Origin of the sequence: Mycobacterium sp. GA-1285 (assembly GCF_001499905.1) — a bacterium.
Classification (GTDB): domain Bacteria; phylum Actinomycetota; class Actinomycetes; order Mycobacteriales; family Mycobacteriaceae; genus Mycobacterium.
The window spans coordinates 247,263-265,245 of the sequence record NZ_LQIS01000012.1 but is presented as its reverse complement, the minus strand read 5'-3'; the positions used below and the strand labels follow the sequence as shown (position 1 = coordinate 265,245).

The 17,983-nt window shown below is 66.7% G+C and carries 15 protein-coding genes; 14 read left to right on the top strand and 1 reads right to left on the bottom strand.

The window, feature by feature from the left end; genetic code table 11:
• Genes AU193_RS10065 through AU193_RS10000 form a run of 14 tightly spaced genes read left to right on the top strand, consistent with a single transcriptional unit; the run spans nt 1 to nt 17,673 of the window.
• Complete coding sequence (locus AU193_RS10065; RefSeq protein ID WP_064422195.1) at nt 1-1,374, top strand: SRPBCC family protein; 1,374 nt, start codon at nt 1-3, stop codon at nt 1,372-1,374.
• 3 nt (nt 1,375-1,377) lie between these two features.
• Nucleotides 1,378-3,222: an NAD(P)/FAD-dependent oxidoreductase gene (locus AU193_RS10060; protein WP_064422194.1), complete on the top strand. Its 1,845-nt coding sequence runs from the start codon at nt 1,378-1,380 to the stop codon at nt 3,220-3,222.
• A gap of 2 nt (nt 3,223-3,224) precedes the next feature.
• Nucleotides 3,225-4,172 carry an SDR family NAD(P)-dependent oxidoreductase gene (locus AU193_RS10055; RefSeq protein WP_064422193.1) on the top strand — a complete coding sequence of 316 codons (948 nt, stop codon included), beginning with the start codon at nt 3,225-3,227 and terminating at the stop codon, nt 4,170-4,172.
• A complete protein-coding gene (locus AU193_RS10050; RefSeq protein ID WP_064422263.1) occupies nt 4,165-5,442 on the top strand; it encodes a CaiB/BaiF CoA-transferase family protein in 1,278 nt (425 codons plus the stop codon). Before AU193_RS10055 ends, AU193_RS10050 begins: the two co-directional genes overlap by 8 nt.
• A gap of 14 nt (nt 5,443-5,456) precedes the next feature.
• Nucleotides 5,457-6,593, top strand: a complete 1,137-nt coding sequence (locus AU193_RS10045; RefSeq protein ID WP_172798266.1) for an acyl-CoA dehydrogenase family protein — start codon at nt 5,457-5,459, stop codon at nt 6,591-6,593.
• Between the two features lie 5 nt (nt 6,594-6,598).
• Nucleotides 6,599-7,516 carry an acyl-CoA dehydrogenase family protein gene (locus tag AU193_RS10040; RefSeq protein ID WP_064422262.1) on the top strand — a complete coding sequence of 306 codons (918 nt, stop codon included), beginning with the start codon at nt 6,599-6,601 and terminating at the stop codon, nt 7,514-7,516.
• Entirely contained in the window at nt 7,513-8,439 is a 927-nt protein-coding gene (locus AU193_RS10035; RefSeq protein ID WP_064422191.1) for a Gfo/Idh/MocA family protein, read from the top strand. Before AU193_RS10040 ends, AU193_RS10035 begins: the two co-directional genes overlap by 4 nt.
• The gene (locus tag AU193_RS10030; RefSeq protein WP_082682912.1) at nt 8,436-9,641 is read left to right on the top strand and encodes an acyl-CoA dehydrogenase family protein; all 1,206 of its coding nucleotides are present in this window, start codon (nt 8,436-8,438) and stop codon (nt 9,639-9,641) included. The genes AU193_RS10035 and AU193_RS10030 overlap by 4 nt, the downstream gene beginning before the upstream one ends.
• The gene (locus AU193_RS10025; protein ID WP_064422189.1) at nt 9,641-10,588 is read left to right on the top strand and encodes an acyl-CoA dehydrogenase family protein; all 948 of its coding nucleotides are present in this window, start codon (nt 9,641-9,643) and stop codon (nt 10,586-10,588) included. Before AU193_RS10030 ends, AU193_RS10025 begins: the two co-directional genes overlap by 1 nt.
• Before the next feature lie 19 nt (nt 10,589-10,607).
• On the top strand, nt 10,608-12,323 hold the full coding sequence (locus AU193_RS10020) for a thiamine pyrophosphate-binding protein (protein ID WP_064422188.1): 1,716 nt from the start codon (nt 10,608-10,610) through the stop codon (nt 12,321-12,323).
• Between the two features lie 27 nt (nt 12,324-12,350).
• Nucleotides 12,351-13,787 carry an aldehyde dehydrogenase family protein gene (locus tag AU193_RS10015; RefSeq protein WP_064422187.1) on the top strand — a complete coding sequence of 479 codons (1,437 nt, stop codon included), beginning with the start codon at nt 12,351-12,353 and terminating at the stop codon, nt 13,785-13,787.
• A 24-nt stretch (nt 13,788-13,811) separates the two neighbouring features.
• The gene (locus AU193_RS10010) at nt 13,812-14,795 is read left to right on the top strand and encodes an MDR family oxidoreductase (protein ID WP_064422186.1); all 984 of its coding nucleotides are present in this window, start codon (nt 13,812-13,814) and stop codon (nt 14,793-14,795) included.
• 11 nt (nt 14,796-14,806) lie between these two features.
• Nucleotides 14,807-15,979: a MaoC family dehydratase N-terminal domain-containing protein gene (locus AU193_RS10005; protein ID WP_253867720.1), complete on the top strand. Its 1,173-nt coding sequence runs from the start codon at nt 14,807-14,809 to the stop codon at nt 15,977-15,979.
• 2 nt (nt 15,980-15,981) lie between these two features.
• A complete protein-coding gene (locus AU193_RS10000) occupies nt 15,982-17,673 on the top strand; it encodes a class I adenylate-forming enzyme family protein (RefSeq protein ID WP_064422185.1) in 1,692 nt (563 codons plus the stop codon).
• Here the strand turns inward: AU193_RS10000 and AU193_RS09995 are convergent.
• Nucleotides 17,660-17,983, bottom strand: coding sequence for a DUF1330 domain-containing protein (locus AU193_RS09995; protein WP_064422184.1), 324 nt, complete (start codon nt 17,981-17,983; stop codon nt 17,660-17,662). The two genes, AU193_RS10000 and AU193_RS09995, sit on opposite strands and share 14 nt — an antisense overlap.

The following is a 17,983-nucleotide window of genomic DNA, read 5'->3' as shown; positions in this document are numbered from 1 at the left end:
ATGACCGATACGCAGGACCGTGAAGTGCGGGCGCCAGAAGAACTCTCGGAGCCGATGACGATTCCCGTGGAGGCGTACGTCTCCGAGCAGTATGCGCGTGCCGAACGGGACAGGCTGTGGCGCAAGGTGTGGCAGCAGGTCGGCCGCGTCGAAGAGCTGCCCGAGGTCGGCAGCTATCTGACCTACGACGTCCTCGACGACTCGATCATCGTCGTGCGCACGGGGGAAAACGAGTTCCGGGCGCACCACAACGTGTGCATGCACCGCGGCCGCCGCCTCGTCGACACCCCCGACGGGGAGAAGAACGCCGTCGGCCGCGCCCGCAAATCGTTCGTGTGCGGATTCCACGGCTGGACATACGGACTCGACGGCGCCTGCACGCACATCCGCGAACAGGACGACTGGAACGGGGCGCTCACTCCGCAGAACACCCATCTCGTTCCGGTTCAGGTCGACACCTGGGGCGGCTGGCTGTTCGTCAACATGGACCCCGACTGCGAGCCCCTTGCCGACTACCTGTTCCCGGCAGCCAAGATCCTGGACCCGTTCGGGTTGGAGAACATGCGCTACAAGTGGCGCAAATGGCTGTATTTCGACTGCAATTGGAAGGTGGCGCTGGAGGCCTTCAACGAGACCTACCACGTGTTCACCACGCATCCGGAATTCAACAAGTTCGGCGAGTTCAAGGGCTGGGCCAAGGCGCAGGGCAAACACAGCAACATCGGATACGACGCGCCGAAGGACATGGAGGCCACCAGGTCCAAGATCCGCTTGGGCACCGGCGACGATCCGCGCGTCTCCACCGCGGAGATGCAGATGTACACCTGGGAACAGACAAACGCCACCACCACCGAGACGCTGGTGAACGCGGCGAAGAGACTGGTCGACGAACTGCCCGAGGGCACGCCCCCCGACAAGGTTCTCGAGCACTGGCTTTCGTCGGCCAGGCGCGACGACGAGGCCCGCGGCGTCATCTGGCCGACCATTCCGCCCGACATCCTCGGGCAGGCGGGCACGGCGTGGCAGGTGTTCCCGAACTTCCAGATCGGCCAAGGCCTGACGACCGCGCTGTGCTACGGCGCCCGTCCGCACCCGAGTTACGACCCGAACAAGTGCATCTTCGAAGTGGCGACGTTGGAGCTGTTCCCGAAGAGTCAAGAGCCCCAGACACGTTGGGAGTACACGCCCAAGGACAGCCCGAACTGGCTGTCGGTGCTGCCCCAGGACTTCAGCAACATGGCCGCCGTGCAGCAGGGCATGAAGTCGCTGGGCTTCTCCGGCACCAAACCCAACCCGTACCGCGAACGCAGCACCGTGAACCTTCACTATCAGTTGTCCAAGTACATGGGCACCGGCGAACCGAAAGAGCTCTGAGCAATGACAATGTTCGACACCTGCGGGCCGACGGAGACACCCGGCGACATCGACATCGACGCGCTGCGGGAGAAGTACGCCCAGGAGCGGGCGAAAAGGCTTCGGCCCGAAGGCTCCAAGCAGTACGTCGAGTTGACCGACGACTTCGCCGGCTACTACGAGGTCGATCCCTACACGCCGGTGGCGCCGCGCGACCCGATCGTCGAGGACATCGACGTCGCGGTGCTCGGGGGCGGCTTCGGGGGACTGCTGTCGGCGGCGCATCTGAAGAAGGCCGGCGTCGAGGACGTCCGGATCATCGAGCTGGGCGGCGACTTCGGCGGTGTGTGGTACTGGAACCGGTATCCGGGCATCCAGTGTGACAACGAGTCCTATTGCTATATACCGCTTCTCGAAGAGCTCGACTACATCCCGAGCAAGAAGTTCGCCGACGGTCCCGAGATCTACGAGCACTGCAGACGCATCGGCAAACACTTCGGTCTCTACGACTCGGCGATCTTCTCCACCCAGGTGCGCGACATGCGCTGGGACGAGGAGATCAAGCGGTGGCGCATCGCCACCAACCGCGGTGACGACATCCGCGCGCGGTTCGTCGTGCTGGCGTCCGGGCCCTTCCACCGGCCGAAACTGCCGGGCATCCCGGGCATGAAGGACTTCAAGGGACACAGCTTCCACTCGTCGCGGTGGGACTACGACTACACCGGCGGCGACTACACCGGCGGCATGGACAAGCTCGCCGACAAGCGCGTCGCGATCATCGGCACCGGGGCCACCAGCATCCAGGTGGTGCCGTTCCTGGCCCGAGATGCCAAGCAGCTGTATGTCTTTCAGCGAACCCCGTCGACGGTCGACGCGCGCAACAACGCGCCCACGGATCCGGAATGGGTCGAGACGCTGCAGCCCGGGTGGCAGAAGGAGCGGCAGCGCAACTTCCACTCGTGGACGTTCGAGGGCATGGCGCTGGGCCAGCCGGACCTGGTGTGCGACTTCTGGACCGAACTCGGCCGCAACACCGCGGCCAGGGTGCTGTCGCTCGAGGACCCGGCCTCGATGACGCCCGAGCAGTTCATGGCGATCCGCGAGGAAGAGGACTACAAGATCATGGAGCGGCTGCGCCGCCGGATCGCCGAGATCGTCGAGGACTCCGAGACGGCCGAGGCCCTCAAGCCGTACTACCGATTCCTGTGCAAGCGACCGCTGTCCAACGACGACTACCTGCCGGCCTTCAACCGGCCCAACGTCACGCTTGTTGATGTGTCCGATTCCAAAGGGGTCGAACGGATCACCGAGAAGGGCATCGTCGCCAACGGTCAGGAGTACGAGGTCGACTGCATCATCTACGCCAGCGGCTTCGAGATCACCACGGAGATCAGCAGGCGCTATTCGATCGACGCGATCGAGGGTCGCGACGGCGTGTCGCTCTACGACTACTGGCACGACGGATACAAGACGCTGCACGGCATGACCAGCCGCGGCTTCCCCAACCAGTTCTTCACCGGCTTCACACAGGTCGGCATCTCGGCCAACATCGCGGCCAACTACGAACTGCAGGGCGAGCACATCGCCTACATCATCGCCGAGGCGCTGCGGCGCGGCGCGACGGTTGTCGAGCCGACACCCGAGGCGCAGGACGAGTGGTGCAAGACCATCCGCGAAACCGCCGTCGACAACTCGGCTTTCGACGCGTCGTGCACTCCCGGCTACTACAACAACGAAGGCGGCGGAGGCGGCGAGGGCATCCGCTCGCACCTCGGCGAACCCTACGGGCCGGGCTTCTACGCGTTCGGCGATCTGCTGAAGGAGTGGCGCGACAAGGGCGACCTCGATGGCCTGGTACTCGAGAAGTAGCGATGGGTGAGCTGCGTTTCGACGGTCAGGTGGCCGTCGTCACGGGTGCCGGCAGGGGACTGGGCCGCTCGTACGCCACGCTGCTCGCGGCCAAGGGCGCCAAGGTCGTCGTCAACGATCCGGGCGGCAGCCTCACCGGTGACGACTACGATCCGGTCCACCCGCCATCCGACGCTGCTGGCCCCGCCGAAGAGGTGGTGTCCGAGATCACCGCTGCCGGAGGACAAGCCGTGGTGAACACGGACTCGGTGGCCAGCCCGGCCGGCGGCAAGGCGATCGTCGAAACCGCCATCGAGCACTACGGGCGCGTCGACATCCTGATCCACAACGCCGGCATCGTGCGCCGTGCGCCGCTCGCCGAGATGACGTACGAGGACTTCGAGGCAGTGCTCGACGTCCACCTGCGGGGGGCGTTCCATGTTGTGCGCGCGGCGTTTCCGTCGATGTGCGAGGCCGGCTATGGCCGCATCGTGCTGACGTCGTCGATCGGCGGGCTGTACGGCAACCACGGCGTCGCCAACTACGCGGTCGCCAAGGCCGGCGTGATCGGGCTGTCCAACGTGGCGGCCATGGAAGGTGTCGCGCACGGCGTCAAGAGCAACGTGATCGTGCCCGCCGCGGTGACACGGATGGCGCAGGGCATCGACACGTCGGCGTACCCGCCGATGGGCGCCGAGCTGGTCGCCCCCGCCGTAGGGTGGCTGGCACACGAATCATGTTCGGTCACCGGCGAAGTGCTGATCGCGCTGGCCGGCCGGATCGCGCGGGCCGTGGTCGCGGAGTCACCGGGGGTCTACCGGCCGTCGTGGTCGATCGAGGAGGTCGACGCGCACATCGACGCGATTCGCGACATGTCCGAGCCCGTCGTGTTCCCCGTGGTGCCCGACGGACACGGCGATCACATCAAGTACAGCTTCGCGATGGCGCAGAACGGCGGTGACCATGCCTAGCGGGCCGCTGACCGGTGTGCGTGTCGTCGACCTCACCGCGATGGTGATGGGGCCGTACTGCACGCAGATCATGGCGGACATGGGTGCCGAGGTCATCAAAGTCGAACCGCCGCAGGGGGATAACACCCGCTTCATCTCGGTGGGCCCCGCACCGGGGATGAGTGGGGTGTTCGTCAACGTCAACCGGGGTAAGCGCAGCGTGGTGCTGGACCTGCAGACCGAACACGGTAAAGCGGCGATGCGGGCGCTCATCGAACGGTCCGACGTGTTCATCCACTCCATGCGTGCCAAGGCGGTCGCCAAACTGGGTTTCGGCTACGACGAGGTCGCCGCCATCAATCCCGCGATCATCTACACCAACTGCTACGGCTACGGCCGCCGCGGCCCCGACCGCGACCGCCCCGCCTACGACGACACCATCCAGGCCGAGGCGGGATTGCCTGCGGTGCAACGACAGTTGACCGGTGAGGCCGATTTCGTCGGAACGATCTTGGCTGACAAGGTGGCCGGCCTGACCGCCCTCTACGCGACGACGATGGCGCTGTTCCACCGTGAGCGCACCGGGGAGGGACAGGAGGTCGAAGTCGCGATGTTCGAGACGATGGCGTCGTTCATGCTGGTCGAACATGCCAACGGCGCCATGTTCGACCCCCCGCTCGGGCCCGCCGTGTATCCGCGCACGGTGGCGCCGAACCGCCGGCCGTACCGCACCAGCGACGGGTATATCGCCGCGCTGATCTACAACGACAAGCACTGGAACGCGTTCATCGGCGCGGTCCGCCCGGTGTGGAACGACGAGAGCTACAGCACTCTGGAACAGCGCGCGCACAATATCGACGTCGTGTACGGGCTGCTGGCCGAGACCATGAAGGAACGCACGACCGCCGAATGGTTGGACCTGTTCCGGGAACTCGAGATACCCGCCGCGCCGCTGAACACCCCCGACGCGCTGTTCGACAACGAACACCTGAATGCGGTCGGCCTCTTCGAGACCGTCGAGACCCCGGACGGACCGGTGCGCTTCCCCGGTGTGCCGACGTGGTTCTCCCGCACGCCGGGCAAGGTCGCGGGACCCGCCCCGACGCTGGGCGCCGACACCGACGACGTGCTCAGTGAACTCGGGCTGACCGCGCCCGCGTCGGCGTCCGCGCCCGAGCCTGCTGGCACGCCTCAGCCCGCCGAGCCCCCTCCCGCCGAAACTGCGGTTTCTGCGGGAAAAAGGCCGAATCTGGTCAAAAACCGCAGTTTCGGCGCGTCGGAGGTGGGGTAGACGTGGAGTTCGCTATGGGCGCCGAGGCTGCTGAGTTGCGTGGCGAACTGCGCGCCTTGGTCAAGGAGCATGTGCCCGAGAGCTATCTGGGTGCGTTCACCGACGACCCCGCCGATCTCGAGATCGCACAACGGTTCTGCCGCATGCTCGCCGAACGCGAACTGCTGTGCCTGTCGTGGCCGAAGGAGTTCGGCGGTGGGGGCGCCTCGGTGTGGGAGCAGACCGTCGTCCGCGAGGAGATGTGGGCGCACCACGAACCGCGCGGCGCCCAGTACATGGGTGTCAACTGGGTCGGCCCGATCATCATGCGGCACGGCACCGAGGAGCAGCAGCGCAAACACCTGCCGCCGATCGCGCGCGGCGAGGTGATCTGGTGTCAGGGGTTCTCCGAACCCGAGGCCGGCTCCGACCTCGCGTCGCTGCGCACCAGTGCGCGTCGCGACGGCGACGGCTGGCTGGTCAGCGGGCAGAAGATCTGGACCTCCTACGCGACGATGGCGCAGTGGTGCTTCCTGCTGGCCCGGACCTCGCGCGGTGAGAAAAAGCAACAGGGCCTCACGATTTTCCTTGTCCCGATGGACGATCCGGCGATCCAGGTCAGGCCGATCCGGTGCATGATGGGCCCGCACCACCTCAACGAGGTGTTCTTCGACGACCTGCGGGTCACCGAGGCCGACGTGCTCGGGACGGTCGATGCGGGCTGGTCGGTCGTGCAGGACGTGATGGCCTTCGAGCGGGTCGGCATCGCCCGCTACGCGCGCTGCGAACGACTGCTGGCCGCGGCGCCCACAGTGCTCGGCGATCGGTGGGACGACCTGCCCGCGGAATTGCGGGGGCGGTGGGTGCGGATGCTGACGCACTGCCGGCGAGCCCGGTTGATGGCCTACCGTGTGGTGTCGCTGCAGAGCAGCGGGCGCATCCAACCCGGCGACGCGGCGGCCTACCGGATCGCGGTCACCAAACTTGACCAGGACAGCGCGGAAGTCTTGATAGACATCGCGGCCGAAGTGGCGCACGACGACCCCAGGGCCTCCTGGTTCCTCGGCGAGGTCGAGGACCACTGGAAGTACTCGCAAGCCTCGACCGTGTCGTCGGGCAGTATCGAGATGCAGCGGATCCTGCTGTCGCGCGCACTGCTGGCGGCGAAATGAGCGAGATGATCCTCGATCTGTCCGACGACGCCAAAGAGTATGGGCGCGAGGCGCTGCGGGCGTTCGAGGCCGCCGGCGGCGATGAGCTCGTCCAGCAGGCCGAGGCCAAACCCGAAGCGCGTGAGTCGTTGGTCGGCTCGACCCTGGCGGGGATCGGCGCCTGGGAACTCGATGCGCGCAGCGACGCCGACGGCCTCGAAGCAGCGGCCGCGCTGTGCCGCAGCGCAGGATACTGGGCGCTGCCGTATCCGGTCGCTGAGCGACTGGCCGCGCCGACCGACCTCGACACCGACGGCCTGATCGTGGTGGCGGGAGTACGACCGGAGGCAGCGGTGGCCGGGCTCCAGAGCCGTTGGACGACAGTCACCCTGGACGGCACCCGCAGTAGCGTGACGGGAGTCGGGCCGGGCGGAGCGGGTTTCGTCTCCGAACTGCAGGCGACCGTCGTCGACGAGGAGGGCGCCGCCGACGTCGCGCTCGGTCTGGTGCTGCCCTGCTGGACGTTGCTCGGCATGCTCGACCGGGCGATCGAGCTGACGATCGCTCACGTCAGCCTGCGCAAGCAGTTCGGACAGACACTGTCGTCGTTCCAGGGAGTCCAGTTCCAGCTGACCGACGCCGAGGTCGAGCGCGCTGGACTCGACATCCTCGCCAAGTACGCGCTGTGGAGCATCGCCACCGCGCGTCCCGAGGCGCTCACCGACGCACTCGCACTGCGGATGTCGGCGCTCGAAGCCGCCGAAGTCGTGTTCCGCGTATGCCACCAGTTGCACGGCGCGGTCGGCTTCTGCGACGAGACCACCCTGTCGTGGCTGTCGCGCTACAGCCAGCCGTTGCGGCGGCTTCCGCTCGGCCTGTCGGCGACACGGGATGCCTTGACCCGCAACGCGGGTCGCGCCGGATTGACAGGACTGTACGCATGAGGGTCGCGGTGATCGGCACCGGTTTCGGCAAGCACGCGGCGGCTCCCGCGTACGCCGAAGTCGGCTTCGACGTCGAGGTCGTCAGCCCTCGCGACGACGCCGCGGTGAAGGCCGCGTTGGCGTCGGACGTGGACCTCGTCTCCGTGCACTCCCCGCCCTTCCTGCATCTCGAGCACGTCACCGCCGCCATCGACCACGGCCATGCGGTGTTGTGCGACAAGCCGTTCGGCCGCAACGCCGACGAGGCGGCCCAGATGCTCGACAAGGCCCGCGATGCCGGAGTGCTGCACTTCCTGAACTTCGAGTTCCGGTTCAACGAATCATGGGCACGGCTCAAGGAGTTGGCCGACAGCGGGGCGATCGGCACCCCGAGGCACCTGCACTGGACATACTTCTCGAGCGGGCTGCGCGGCCGCAAGCACGGCTGGATCAACGACCGCGACCTCGGTGGCGGTTGGATCGGTGCCTACGGTTCTCATCTGATCGACTTCACCCGGTGGCTGTTCGGCAGCGAGATCACCGACTGCGGTGGCGTCACCCGCATCGACGGCTCACCCGAACAAGCGACCGCCGAGGACGCGTACTCCGCGTGGTTCGCCATGGCCAACGGCGCCACCGCCACTCACGACACCGGTTTCGCGTACGCCGTACCGTCGGCGCCGTCGGTCACGCTGATCGGCACCGACGGCACCGCCGAACTGGCGGCCGACACGACGCTCGTCGTGCGAAGGCCCGGCACCGATCCCGAGACCGCCGAGTTCGCACCGCCGCCGCGGCGCTCACCCCCGCCTGCGCTGTCGGTGTTCTTCGGCCGCGTCGCCGACGCGTTGCGCACCGGGACGCAGATCGCCCCGTCCTTCGACGACGGCCTGGCCGTCGCGCGCGTGATGGACCACCTGCGGGCCAAGGCGGTGCGGCTATGAGCGCCGAATCTGAGGATATGCACGAGAAAACGGGCGAAACTCGTGCACTGGCTCAGTTTCGGCAGCACGTGCGGCAGTGGTGCGTCGAGCACATCCCGCCGGACTGGCGCGAAACCCAGACCGGCGCAAGCGATGAGCAGTTCGTGGCGTTCCAGAAGCAGTGGTTCGCCGAACTGCGCAGCGCCGGCTTCGCGGTTCCGCACTGGCCCGCCAAATGGGGTGGCGGCATGTCGGTGGCCGAACAGGTGGTGCTGTACCAGGAACTGGCCGCACACGACGCACCGCGGCTGGTGCTCGCGTTCGTCGGCATCCACCACGCCGCGTCGACGCTGTTGGTCGCCGGCACCGAAGAGCAGAGGCGACGGCACCTGCCCGCGATTCTCGACGGCGAGATCTGGGTGCAGGGCTTCTCCGAACCCGAGGCCGGCTCCGACCTTGCGAGCCTGCGCACCACCGCGCGCAAAGAGGGTGACTCCTACGTCGTCAACGGACAGAAGCTGTGGGCGAGCGGGGGGAAGCACGCGGACTGGTGCCTGCTGCTGGCCCGCACCGACCCGGATGCGCCGAAGCGGAAGGGGATTTCGTACTTCCTGCTCGACATGACCGCACCCGGCGTCGAGGTCCGCCCCATCCGCAACGCGATCGGCGACTCGCACTTCTGCGAGATCTTCCTCAACGACGTGAAGATCCCCGCCGCCAATCTCATCGGGGCGGAGAACGACGGCTGGCGGGTCGCGCAGGCCACTTTGGGTGCCGAGCGCGGCATGACGATGCTCGAACTCGCCGAGCGGCTCGGCAACGCAGGCTTTCGCTGGCTCGTGAAAAGCGCTCCGGTCGATGACCCCGTGGTGGCCGATCGACTGGCGCAGTTCGAAACCGAGATCACCGGGCTGCGGGCGCTGTGCCGAAAGCTGGTGGACGACAACAAGAGCGGGACGGCCAGCCCGGCTGACGCCTCGATCGTCAAGCTGTTCTACAGCGAACTGCTGCAGCGCATGACCGACTTCGGTGCCGATTTCGGCGGGTTGGCCGCCCACACCGAACTGGCCAAGCCGATGTCGAGCGGCTGGGAGTCGGGTGCCTGGGTGCTCGACTTCATCGGCTCCTGGGAGTGGACGATCCCCGGCGGTGCGAGCGAGATCCAGCGCACGATCGTCGGCGAGCGCGGCCTGGGGCTACCGCGGGAACCGAGTGCCGTCTGATGACCGACTTCACCGAATTCCACGACGAACTGCGCTCGGTGGCAGGCGATCTGCTCGCAAAGGACCGCACCGTCGAATGGTCGACACTGATCGATGCCGGCTGGGTCGGGCTGGAGGTGCCCGAGCAGTTCGGCGGGGCGGGTGCGTCCTTCGCCGAAGTCGCGGTGATCTGCGAGGAGATGGGCCGCGCCGCCAGCACCACCAGTTTCCTCGGCAGCGCGGTGCTCGCGGTCGGAGCGTTGAACGCCGTGCGGCCCAGCGATACCCGCGACAGGATGCTCACCGAACTGGCCAGCGGCGCCACCCGGGTGGCCGTCGCGCTGGAACCGTACGACTTCGTGCCCGACGCCGAGGGCGCAGACCGCGTCCTGATCGTCACGCAGCAGGGTGTGGCGGTGACGCACCAGCCGGCCACGCCGAGGCCCGTCGTCGACGAGACGCGCAGACTGGCTGCCGTGTCGCCGGACGCGGCAGGCGCCGAACTGTTACCGTTCGCCGACGACACCGCCGTACGACGGCTCCACGACCGGGCCGCCACCGCCATCGCATGTGACAGCCTCGGCCTGAGCGAGGCGATGCTCGCCGCCACCGTCGGATACGTGAAGGTGCGGCAGCAATTCGGCAGGGCCATCGGCTCGTTCCAGGCCGTCAAACACGCCTGCGCCGACATGCTCGTCGGCATCTCCGTGTCGCGCCAACTCGTCGGCGCCGCGGTGCGGGCCGTCGCCGAGGACTCGCCGGACGCCGCCGTCGCGGTCCCCATGGCCAAGTCCTACGCCTGCTCGGCCGCCGTCGACATCGCCGGCAAGGCCATGCAGTTGCACGGCGGCATCGGATACACGTGGGAGAGCGGCATCCACGTCTACCTGAAGCGCGCCACCCTCAACCGATCGCTGTTCGGCTCGCCGGCAGCACACCGAAAACGACTAGCACAACGCTATCTGTAGAGAAATCAAGGAGTTTCCCGTGGGCGTACCCGTTTACAAGCGCATACTCGACCTCTTCGAGGCCGAGGGCGTCAACACATTGTTCGGCATCCCCGACCCCAACTTCGTGCACATGTTCACCGAGGCCGACGCTCGCGGATGGTCGGTGGTCGCGCCGCACCACGAGCTGAGCGCGGGGTTCATGGCCGAGGCGGCATCGCGGATGACGGGCAAGCCGGGGCTGTGCATCGGAACGCTGGGTCCGGGCATGGCCAACATCGCCGGAGCGATCCAGTGCGCACTCGTCGAGAATTCACCGGTGATCTTCCTGGGCGGTCAGCGGGCCCGCGTCACCGAGCGCCGGGTACGTCGCGGCCGCATCCAATTCGTCCAGCAGGAACCACTTTTCGAGGCCTCCGTCAAGTTCAGCAGCTCGATCGAGTACGCCGACCAGACCGACGAGATCATCCGTGAAGCCATCCGTCGATCCATGTCCGGTACCCCCGGACCCAGCTACGTCGAGTACCCGTCTCACGTCATCCTCGAAGAACTCGACGTGCCGGATCCGCTGCCGCCGCACCGGTACCGGCTCGTCAATCAGAGCGCGGGTGAACGCGAGGTCGCCGAGGCGGTCAAGCTCATCCGCGCGGCGAAGAGCCCGATCCTGCTGGTAGGTCACGGAGTTTACACCTCGCGGACCCAGGAACAGGTCAGGGAGTTGGCCGAGCTGATGGCCTGCCCGGTGGTCCAGACGTCGGGTGGCACCTCGTTCATCCCCGGCCTGCAGGACCGCACCTTTCCGTACCTGTTCTCTCCGGCGGCCAACGAGGCCGTCGAGAAGTCCGATCTGTGCGTGGCGCTGGGCACAGAGCTCGGCGAACCCATGCACTACGGCCGCACCCAGCACTGGGCAGGCAACGACGCCAACCGCAAATGGATTCTGGTGGAACAGGATCCGACCGCGATCGGGGTGAACCGGCCGATCGACGTGCCGCTGGTCGGCGATCTCCGCGGCGTGGTGCCGCAGTTGGTCGAGGCGCTGCGCGACAACCCGCGCACCCCGTCGGCCGACCTCGACGCCTTGATCAAGGCCGACGCCGCCGAGCTCGCCCGGGTGGCCGAGGAAGCCCCCAGCGGACGCTCCCCGATACACCCGGCCCGCTACGTCGTCGAGGCCACGAAGGCGTTCGACGAGTGCACCGAGGACGGCATCCTGGTCCGAGACGGCGGCGCCACGGTGATCTTTCAGTGGACGTACTCGCAGACCAAGCCCCGCGACGTGATCTGGAATCAGAACTTCGGTCATCTCGGCACCGGTCTGCCCTATGCCATCGGCGCGTCGGTCGCCGAAGGGCGCAACCGGCCGGTCATGCTGCTCACCAGCGACTCGGCCTTCCTCTTCCACATCGCCGAACTCGAGACCGCGGCCCGGGAGAACGTGCCGCTGGTCTGCGTCGTCGGCGTCGACCACCAATGGGGCCTGGAGGTCGGCGTCTACAAGCGCACGTTCACCCAGCCGTCGCCGCAACCCGGTGTGCACTGGAGCAAGGACGTCAGGCTCGACAAGGTCGCCGAGGGTTTCGGCTGCCACGGTGAGTACGTGGAGAAGGACGACGAGATCGGCCCGGCCATCAAGCGGGCGTTCGCCAGCGGCAAGACCGCCGTGGTCCACGTCTGCATCGACCCGAAGGCCAACTCCGAGGAGATGCCCAAGTACGACCGGTTCCGAACCTGGTATGCAGAAGGCACGCAATAGGACCACGCGATAGAGAAGAGTAAAGCCATGCGTGAATATCTGAAGTTCTACATCGACGGCCAGTGGGTCGACCCGATCCGGCCCAACACCCTCGACGTCGACAACCCGACCACCGAACAGGTCTCCGGCAAGATCGCGATCGGTTCCTCGGCCGACGTCGACGTGGCGGTGCAGGCCGCCCGCCGGGCATTCAACACGTGGTCGCAGACCAGCCGCGAGGAGCGCCTCGACCTGCTGCAGGCGATCATGGGCGAGTACCAGAAGCGCGCGGGTGACCTCGCCGACGCGGTCAACGAGGAGATGGGCGCCCCCGCCTCGCTCGCGGGCGGACCGCAGGTGAACCTCGGCCTCGGGCACCTCGCCACGGCCATCGACGTGCTGAAGAACTTCGAGTTCGAGGAGCAGCACGGGGCAACGCTGGTGGTCAAGGAGCCGATCGGGGTGTGCGGGTTGATCACGCCGTGGAACTGGCCGATCAACCAGATCGCCTGCAAGGTGTTCCCCGCGCTGGCCACCGGCTGCACGATGGTGCTCAAACCGTCGGAGGTCGCGCCGTACTCGGGCCAGATCTTCACCGAAATCCTCGACTCGGCAGGTGTTCCCGCCGGGGTTTACAACATGGTGTTCGGCGACGGGCCGGGCGTCGGAGCGGCGTTGTCGGCCCATCCCGACATCGACATGGTTTCGTTCACCGGGTCGACGCGGGCGGGCGTCGACGTGGCCAAGAACGCCGCGCTGACCGTCAAGCGCGTCACCCAGGAACTCGGCGGTAAGAGCCCGAACATCGTGCTCGACGACGACGACTTCGCCAAGAGCGTGACCGCCGGTGTCTCGGTGATGATGATGAACAGCGGCCAGAGCTGTAACGCGCCGTCGCGCATGCTGGTGCCCAACTCCCGCATGGACGAGGCCATCGCGATCGCCCGTGAGGTGGCGGGCGCGGTCAAGGTCGGCGACCCCGACGACAAGACCGCGATCGGTCCGGTCGCATCGAAGGCGCAGTTCGACAAGATCCAGGGTCTGATCCAGACGGGCATCGACGAGGGCGCGACCGTCGTCATCGGCGGCCGCGGGCGACCCGACGGGCTCGACAAGGGCTACTACGTCAAGCCGACGGTGTTCGCCAACGTCACCAACGACATGACGATCGCCCGCGAGGAGATCTTCGGCCCGGTGCTGTGCATCCTCGGATACGACGATCTCGACCAGGCACTCGAGATCGCCAACGACACGGAATACGGTCTGGCCGGCTACGTTTCGGGAGCCGACCTCGAGAAGGCCCGCGCGGTGGCGCGACGGATCCGGGCGGGTTCGGTGGCGATCAACCACGGCTTCGACATGGCTGCCCCGTTCGGCGGTTACAAACGCAGCGGCAACGGCCGCGAGTGGGGCCACTTCGCGTTCGACGAGTTCCTGGAGATCAAGGCCGCGCTGGGTTATGCGCCCGAAAAGGCCGCCAACTGAATTCCTGAAAGGATTGCACACCACGTGTTTTCGGCAATATTGATCGACAAGGACGATGCGGGTCAAAAGGTCGAGGTCACCACCCTCGACGAGGCGCAACTTCCCGAGGGTGACGTCAGCATCGACGTCGAGTACTCGACGCTGAACTACAAGGACGGCCTCGCGATCACCGGCAAGTCGCCGGTCGTACGCAAGTTCCCGATGGTCCCTGGCATCGACCTCGCGGGCGTGGTCACCGAGAGCTCGCACGCGGACTGGAACAAGGGCGACCGCGTCGTGCTCAACGGATGGGGTGTGGGGGAAACCCATTGGGGCGGCTACGCCCAGCGCGCCCGCCTCAACGGCGACTGGCTGGTTCCGCTGCCGTCGAGCTTCACCAGCAAGCAGGCGATGGCGATCGGAACGGCGGGCTATACCGCCAGCCTCTGCGTGGACGCCCTGCTGGCCCACGGCGTCCAGCCCGATCAGGGTGAGGTCCTGGTGACCGGCGCGACGGGCGGTGTCGGCAGTGTCGCGATCGCGTTGCTGGCCAAGGCCGGCTTCGAGGTCGCCGCCGTCACCGGCAAGACCTCCGAGTCCGACTATCTCGAAGAGCTCGGCGCCACAACGGTTCTGGACCGCGCCGAGTTCGCCGAGAAAGGCAAGCCGATGCAGAAGGAACGCTGGGCCGGTGTCGTCGACGCGGTCGGCAGCCACACCCTCGCCAACGCGTGCGCCCAAACCCGTTACCGCGGAGCGGTCGCCGCCTGCGGACTCGCCCAGGGGATGGACTTCCCGGCCAGCGTCGCACCGTTCATCCTGCGCGGTGTGTCATTGCTCGGGATCGACAGCGTGATGGCGCCCAAACAACCGCGGATGGCCGCCTGGGAACGCCTCTCGAAAGATCTGGATCCGGCCGTGCTCGAATCGATCGCCGACGAGATTCCGCTCGCCGACGTGATCGACGCCGCGGGTCAATTGATGGACGGCAAGGTACGCGGTCGCATCGTCGTCGATGTGAATCGCTGATCGGAGAACACGTGGCTGAACTCGATCTGTCCGACGTCGACCACCGCGTCGGCAAGCCGATCGGCGGTGGGCAGCTGTGGGATCCGTGCAGCTCCTCCGACATCCGGCGGTGGGTGATGGCGATGGACTATCCCAACCCACTGCACTGGGACGAGCGCTTCGCCCGCGAGTCCAAGTTCGGTGGCCTCATCGCTCCGCAGTCCATCGCGGTGGCGTTGGACTACGGCCACGGCGCAGCACCGGCGTGCGTGGGGCACATTCCCAACAGCCACTTGATCTTCGGCGGTGAGGAATGGTGGTTCTACGGCTGCCCGGTGCGGCCGGGGGACCAGTTGTTCCAGGAGCGCCGGTTCCACGACTACAAGGTGGTGGAGACGAAATTCGCTGGGCCAACGATGTTCTCGCGCGGCGACACAATCCACAAGAACCAGCACGGTGCACTCGTCGCCCGCGAGCGTTCGACCGCGATCCGCTATCTGTACGAAGAGGCGACGAAACGCGGCATGTTCGAAAACCAGCTCGGGGACATCAAGCGCTGGACGCAACATGAGCTGGAAGAAGTCGAGAGGCTTCGCCGCGACTGGCTGGAGTCCAACCGGATGGGCGTCTCTCCGCGGTTCGACGAGGTGAAGGTCGGAGACACCCTACCGCGCAGGGTGATCGGGCCGCACAGCATCGCGAGCTTCACCACCGAATATCGGGCGTTCCTGTTCAACATCTGGGGCACGTTCCACTGGGTTGCGCCGGAAGGTGTCGAGGATCCGTGGATCTACCAGGATCCGGGCTGGGGCAAGGACTTCGCGTTCGACGAAGAGGACGCGATGATCGACCCGCGTAAGCGCGACGGGTTGTACGTCGGGCCTTCGCGCGGCCACATCGACGCCGACCGGGCGAGTGAGGTCGGCATGGCGCGCGCCTACGGCTACGGCGCGACGATGGGCGCCTGGTGCACCGACTACCTCGCGTACTGGGCGGGGCACGACGGCATGGTGCGTCACACCAAGGCCGACTTCCGAGGGCCCGCCTTCGAGGGCGACGTCACGTACTTCGACGCCGAGATCGTCGACAAGCAAACCGAATCCACGTGGGGTGTACCGCTCGTGCAGGTCAAGCTGCGCCTGACGAACCAGGACGGCACCGTGCTGGTGGACTGCACCGCCGAGGTCGAACTCCCGTTGGCGTGACAATGCAGTCACTCTCGATCGTCTCCGGTCCGCCACTGGCAGAGGAGCCCGGCCTCGGTGCGCTCACGCTCCCTGGTTTCCTGCGCGAAGTCACCACGATGTACGGCGAACGGGAGGCGCTCTCCTTCCCGACCGCCGACGGCGTCATCCGCTGGACCTATGCCGAATTATGGGACAGGGCAGTCGAAGTGGCCGGTGCGCTGCGGGCATGCGGCGTGGGCAAGGGAAGTCGCGTCGGTGTGATGATGACGAACCGGCCGGAGTGGATCGCGGCGGTGTTCGGCATCTCCCTCGCCGGCGGAGTGGCGGCCACCCTGAGCACTTTCTCGACGGGCCCGGAACTCGACCACCTGCTGCAGTCGTCGGCCGTGTCGGTGCTGTTGTTCGAGCGCACGGTTCTGGGAAAGGACTTCGCGGCCATTCTGGCCGACCTGGAACCAGCGATCTCGAAGTCGACATCCGGCGCATTGCAGTCGGCGAGATTCCCCTACCTGCGACGGCTCGTCGCGGTCGGGGAGCCGCCGGCAGGCATCGAAGGCTGGGACGAATTCCTCGCCCACGGTCGGAACGAACCACGCGAACTGGTCGAGGCGACCGGTGCGGCGGTGCAACCGAGCGACCCTGCGGTGCTGTTCTTCTCGTCGGGGTCGACCAGTAGGCCGAAGGGCATCTTGAGCGCGCACCGCGGCGTCTGCATCCAGATGTGGCGCTTCCGGCGGCTGTATCAGTTCGGCCCCGAGGACAACGTCCGTTGCTGGTCGGCCAACGGCTTCTTCTGGTCAGGCAATTTCGCGATGTCGCTCGGCTCGACGCTCGCGGCGGGTGGGGCACTGGTGCTGCAACCGACGTTCGTCGCCGACGAGGCGCTCGATCTGATGGCTGCCGAGCGCGTCAACTTTCCGTTCGCCTGGCCGCACCAGTGGGCGCAGCTCGAGGGCGCGCCGAACTGGGAAAGCGTGGATCTGAGCAGCATGCGGTTCGTCGACTACAAGACACCGGTCGCGCGCCACCCCACGGTGAACACCAAATGGTTCGAGCCGGGCCACGCCTATGGCAACACCGAAACCTTCACAATCACAACGAATTACCCTGCCAACACCGCGCCGGAGGTCCACAAGGACAGCAGCGGCGTCCCCCTTCCCGGCGTGACGCTCAAGATCGTCGACCCGCTGACCGGCAAGATCGTTCCGCGCACAGAGCGCGGGGAGATCTGTGTGAAGGGCCCGACGCTGATGCTCGGTTACATCGGGACTCCCCTCGACGAGACGCTCGACGCCGACGGCTTCCTGTGCACCGGCGACGGGGGTTACCTCGACGACGAAGGCCGGCTCTACTGGGAGGGCAGGCTCACCGACATCATCAAGACAGGCGGCGCCAACGTGTCGCCGCGGGAAGTCGACGAAGCCGTCATGCAGCATTCGGGCGTCAAGGTGGCTCAGACGGTCGGGGTACCGCACGACGCACTTGGCGAAGTGGTCGTGTCGTGTGTGGTGCCGCACGACGGTGTCACCCTCGACGCCGACGAGATCCGTTCGTTTCTGGCTCAGCGGTTGGCCAGTTACAAGGTGCCTCGTCGGGTGCTCTTCTTTCGTGATGACGAGATCGCGTTGACCGGCAACGCGAAGATCAAGTCCGCCGATTTGCGTCAGCTCGCCACCAAGCAGCTGCAGCAAGCCGCGGTCACTGGGTCTTGAGTAGCGGCCGCAAATCGTCCAACCGGTCGAACAGGTGCCAGATGTATGACGACGACCCGTTCTCCCGATGCGCGTGCAGATCGGCCAGGTCGGGGTCACTGCGGTAGCCGTCGAACGCGTCCTTGGACTCCCACTCGACGAGGATCAGCACTTTTCGCGGCTCGATGTCGCCGAGGACGGCCTCGCTGAACTGTCCGAGGGCCACGACGCGACCGCCGTGCCTGGCGACCTCCGCGGGGGAGCGCTTCGAATAGGCCAGATACTCGTCGCGGTCGGCGACGTCGAAGAGGTTCAGCGCATATATCGTCAC

Excerpts from the sequence above, each read along its gene's own strand:
- AU193_RS10035 (WP_064422191.1), top strand. The coding sequence starts at position 7,513 with ATGAGGGTCGCGGTGATCGGCACCGGTTTCGGCAAGCACGCGGCGGCT.
- AU193_RS10055 (WP_064422193.1), top strand. The coding sequence starts at position 3,225 with ATGGGTGAGCTGCGTTTCGACGGTCAGGTGGCCGTCGTCACGGGTGCC.
- AU193_RS10030 (WP_082682912.1), top strand. The coding sequence starts at position 8,436 with ATGAGCGCCGAATCTGAGGATATGCACGAGAAAACGGGCGAAACTCGT.
- AU193_RS10065 (WP_064422195.1), top strand. The coding sequence starts at position 1 with ATGACCGATACGCAGGACCGTGAAGTGCGGGCGCCAGAAGAACTCTCG.
- AU193_RS10045 (WP_172798266.1), top strand. The coding sequence starts at position 5,457 with ATGGGCGCCGAGGCTGCTGAGTTGCGTGGCGAACTGCGCGCCTTGGTC.
- AU193_RS10000 (WP_064422185.1), top strand. The coding sequence starts at position 15,982 with ATGCAGTCACTCTCGATCGTCTCCGGTCCGCCACTGGCAGAGGAGCCC.
- AU193_RS10025 (WP_064422189.1), top strand. The coding sequence starts at position 9,641 with ATGACCGACTTCACCGAATTCCACGACGAACTGCGCTCGGTGGCAGGC.
- AU193_RS10040 (WP_064422262.1), top strand. The coding sequence starts at position 6,599 with ATGATCCTCGATCTGTCCGACGACGCCAAAGAGTATGGGCGCGAGGCG.
- AU193_RS10060 (WP_064422194.1), top strand. The coding sequence starts at position 1,378 with ATGACAATGTTCGACACCTGCGGGCCGACGGAGACACCCGGCGACATC.
- AU193_RS10050 (WP_064422263.1), top strand. The coding sequence starts at position 4,165 with ATGCCTAGCGGGCCGCTGACCGGTGTGCGTGTCGTCGACCTCACCGCG.
- AU193_RS10015 (WP_064422187.1), top strand. The coding sequence starts at position 12,351 with ATGCGTGAATATCTGAAGTTCTACATCGACGGCCAGTGGGTCGACCCG.